Origin of the sequence: Bacteroides sp. RTP31139st1_H2_RTP31139_211217, assembly GCF_040227615.1 — a bacterium.
Taxonomy (GTDB): Bacteria; Bacteroidota; Bacteroidia; order Bacteroidales; family Bacteroidaceae; genus Bacteroides; species Bacteroides uniformis.
Window position 1 is genome coordinate 1 of the sequence record NZ_JBCNZM010000260.1, and the last position, 4060, is coordinate 4060.

The 4060-nt window shown below is 47.7% G+C and carries 6 protein-coding genes; all 6 read right to left on the minus strand.

The features are described 5' to 3' along the window. Nucleotides 1-2044: helicase HerA domain-containing protein (locus tag ABUA47_RS23450; protein WP_349832145.1), on the minus strand; the 2044-nt coding region annotated here is incomplete at its 3' end. Nucleotides 2045-2154: 110 nt separating this feature from the next. Beyond that, complete coding sequence (locus ABUA47_RS23455) at nt 2155-2448, minus strand: hypothetical protein (RefSeq protein ID WP_005836913.1); 294 nt, start codon at nt 2446-2448, stop codon at nt 2155-2157. A gap of 13 nt (nt 2449-2461) precedes the next feature. After that, the gene (locus ABUA47_RS23460) at nt 2462-2839 is read right to left on the minus strand and encodes a DUF4134 domain-containing protein (protein ID WP_005836915.1); all 378 of its coding nucleotides are present in this window, start codon (nt 2837-2839) and stop codon (nt 2462-2464) included. Between the two features lie 61 nt (nt 2840-2900). Continuing rightward, nucleotides 2901-3224 carry a DUF4134 domain-containing protein gene (locus tag ABUA47_RS23465; RefSeq protein WP_005836917.1) on the minus strand — a complete coding sequence of 108 codons (324 nt, stop codon included), beginning with the start codon at nt 3222-3224 and terminating at the stop codon, nt 2901-2903. A gap of 1 nt (nt 3225) precedes the next feature. Continuing rightward, the gene (locus tag ABUA47_RS23470; RefSeq protein ID WP_009292749.1) at nt 3226-3678 is read right to left on the minus strand and encodes a hypothetical protein; all 453 of its coding nucleotides are present in this window, start codon (nt 3676-3678) and stop codon (nt 3226-3228) included. Nucleotides 3679-3910: 232 nt separating this feature from the next. Next, a partial coding sequence (locus ABUA47_RS23475; RefSeq protein ID WP_349832146.1) for a toprim domain-containing protein occupies nt 3911-4060 on the minus strand: 150 nt, incomplete at its 5' end.

Consider the following 4060-nt stretch of genomic DNA (forward strand, 5'->3'; position numbering starts at 1 on the left):
TTATACTGTCGATTTCGAAGACCACGAACGTCTCGTCGAACAGCGAGCTGTCCATGTTTTCGTTCAGCGTTTTTTCGTGGTTGCCGCCCAAATAAAAGTCCTTCATCATATAGCGGTATGTCGAGAGGTCGATGCCCGTGATACGGTTCTCCTCACAGATATCCGGGATGCGCTGCACGGAATATTCATAGAAAGAGTTGAATGACAGTTCCTCCACTTTCAGTTCCTTGCGCCGACCCTCTATCTCGTCAATGATACCCTCGATGCGGGCCGCACGTTCCCGTTCGCTTTCGTGCCGCTTCTCACTGCTGTTGCGGTCATCAATAACGAGGCTCTTACGCAAGTCCTCACGCTGTTGGGGTGTGAAGCTCTCGAAACCGTTGAAGTAGGCGTCGTAATATTCCGTGATGACGTGCTCTATCAGACGGTCTTCCGTCTTTGTGACCGTTCCCTGCGTACCTTTCCAGATAAGCAAGACGAGGTTTTTCAGGAATCCCGTTTTTTCTACGTTCATCTCTTCCCGATTGATGCGGAACGGATTCATCGTGATGGGCCGTTCCTCGGTATAGCTAATATACTTGCCGCCGAAATACTCGCATAGCCCCTCGTATGAGTTACCCGTATCGACCATTACCACGTCCGTCCCCTGTTCATGCAACTGGCGCACGACGGAATTCATGTGGAAACTCTTTCCGCTGCCCGAAGGCCCCAGGCAGAAAAAATTCGAGTTGTCGGTCAGCTTGTTCTTTCCCTCTTTTCCCGTGATGTCGATAGCTACCGGAACACCTTGACGGTCAGTGTAATAAACTTTTAGCGGTGTTTCCTCACTATGCTGCACCCGTTCCTTGTACATCAGGCATACCGCAGCGTCGGAGAGGGTCAGAAAACGGTCATATTCCTCGTTCAGGCTGTAACAGTTGCCCGGAAACGAACTGACGAACAGTTCCAGTTGGTTGTATGCACGCTTACTGATGTGTATGCCCATGCGCCCAAAAGCGTTTTCCAAGTGATTCGTGCATTTTTGCAGGTCGGTGTCCGCAGGCACGCCCACCACCATGTTGAAGTGCGTGTACACGAGCAGTTTGCTTTCACGGGCTATTACGTCCTGTACCTGTTTGATGTCCTCTACGGCCATTTGGTTACTCGGATTGGGGATGCTTGCGTGCCGGTTCTTCTTTTTGTCGAGTAATGCCAGTTCCCGCTTCTGGCTGGGCAGGAAAATAATTTGGTTGTACACCACCGTTTCTGCGTTCGGAATATTATCCACCACCGAGACAAGATCCACTGGCATCTCGGTATTATTCACCTCGATATTGGTATAGGGACGTATCAGCGAGGGGAGCGCGGCGCAGTCCACGTCCACGAGGCTGTACACCTTACAGCGTTTGTCACCCATAGATACCGTTTCGTCGTCAGCCTTGACATTCGTCATCGAGACCATACGGTCTTTGAAGTTCATCGCAAAGTAACGGTCCACATATTCGCTTGCCTCGGCTTTGTTCAGGAATTTCACTTGTACACCGCTGTCGCGTAGTAGGTCTCGAACCTTATAAATTTTCACGAGGAAATCGCGCCATTTCTTGCTATCGTAAGAGAAAAGACGGCTCTTCTTGGCTTCCTGTGTGATAGTCAGATAGCAAAGGCTGTCCGTGTACGGACGCCCATTAAAATAACGGAAGTACGATGCCGAGAGAAATTCTTGATTATGCTCCGGCTCGTTCGCGAACTGTTTCCTTACGAAGATGTCTTGTTTGTGCAAGGCATACCCTTCGCCCAGCGTCTGCGCAAGGGCAGAGAATAGATGCGTGAAGTCGTAATAGCTGTCAATGTCCGCTGAATACTTCTGTACCGGATTTTCGATTTTCAAGACGGCGGAATATTCGCCCGTCTTGGTGTACAGCACACCCACACCGTCTGTATCTTCCACAGAGAAATAGATATTCTGAAAGATATGCTTGCGCTTGCCGCCCGTACCGAACGTATAGACTGACAAGGCCATACCCGTACATAGGGCGATGAAAAATAAAATGATATATAGGGTCATTCCGATATTCGTTCATTAAATAGGGGCAGGTCTGCCTCGGCTGGAGACGGACCCGCCCGCGTTCAACAATCAATCAGCCACACACATTGCCGTGATGGTTTTTCTTATAGTCATACTTTATGCGAATAGGCATACACATACACTCCACGTTTTACATTTTTACTGTGCAGCCCCTTTCGCTGTTTGAGGATGATAAGCACGATTCCCGCAGATAAGACAGTTGCCAATACGACCAGTCCGGCCACAAAGCCCATAAGACAGTAGGCGGCGATGAAGCCCACAATGGCCCCACCAGCCACGCCTGCCGCCCAATAGATGTAGCGACCTTGTAATCCCATCAGTTCCAAAGGCCGTTGCAGTCCTTTGAACAGCGGGTAATCCGGATAACGTCCGTTATTAGTCATTCCTCCAGGCTGTTTATGCGTTAATTCCGAAGAATAGAGGTAATGCTTGGGCTGCCGCAATCAGGAAAAGGCACGCCCCAACCACCATCATAATCTTCTTCTTGACATCCTGTTCCTCGTTGTTCATGGCGATATACACCGAAATGGCTCCGATGATGGCCACAACACCAGCAATGGCATAGCAGAGTTTGACCATCACAGGAACGTATTTCACGATTTCCTCGGCTACGGTTGATAGAGCTGTCGTACCGGCTGAGTAATCGCCTGCCGTACTTTGAGCCATAGCAGGTATGCCTCCTAACAGGGCAATGATTAACATTTTTACTTTGGTGGAAACTTGCATGATGGTTTTCTTTGCCTTTCGGCACATTCTTTTGAATTTCTGAAACATATTTATTACATTTTTTGTGGTACTTCTATTTTTGAATTGGTTTTACACTCCTGTCAGCCACCTATATGCGGTAGCCGAAGAAAGCGGGGAACACGATTGAAGCTCCAATGATGAAGAGGCACGCACCGACAAGTGATACGATAGACTTCACCACACCGTCCTCGCCTGTGTTCATTTTGATATAGATTTGGAGCGCGGCAACGACTACGAAAACCGAGGCGACAGCGTAGCAGATGTACAGCACGTACAGCATCATCGTCACCACGAAGTCGTGCATCGTTGCAAGTGCGTCTGCACCCCAACTGTAGTTTACGCTGCCGCTTTTGGCGAATACCGCATAAGGGACAAAGCACAGTGCACATAATATTTTTTTTGCTTTCGACATTTTACAATCGGTCTTTGAGAGGTTTCCATACCAGTTCCGGACGGTTGTCCGTCTTTCCTTTGGCAAGCATCGCTTTGTACAGTTCGTCTGCCGTGTATGCGTCCGACAGGTAGGTCTCGGTTTCTTCCATCTGTTCCTCCGCTTGGGCTTTCAGCCGTTTCAGCTTCTCCGCCACGGCTATCTCGCCATTATTCTCTGCGGTTTCCGTCTCCTGTGGTGTAGGTGAAGCGGTAGGGGCAACATCTGTTTCATACTTCTCATTACCCACATTGAATCCCGTATCGCTCTCCGTCACGGACACACTCTGTTCATCTTCCGGCGCACCGAGGTCAAATACCTCTTCTTCCGGCTTACCATTTCCTTTTTTTCCATAAAGGTCCTGCACGATGATAACCGCATAATAGACGAGATAGGCAACTGTCAGGACAATGGTGAAAATAAAATATGATTTCATATCTTTTTATGTAATATGATTTATTATATTTGATTGTGGCTGCAAAATAAGAATGGATAAGTTTAAAGATAAAATTATTGGCTACAAAACATATTATTTTAATATGATATTTTCTCAAAATACAAAAATCATATTACAAAATCATATTCAAATACGATTTTACATAAGAAAGCAGGAAAAGTTGGGGTATAAAAAAAGCCCTCCGTGAAGGAGAGCTTAGGGAGTGGGTTGTTCATTGTTTCTTCCCGCGTAGGTAGTCGTTTAGGTCTTTGTAACCGGCATAACGGTTGGACTCGTTATAGACGCGTCCATCATACATCCCGGCTATGGTTTCCACTGTCTTTTGTCCGGCAAGGTCATTGTCAAGGTAACAGTGGATATA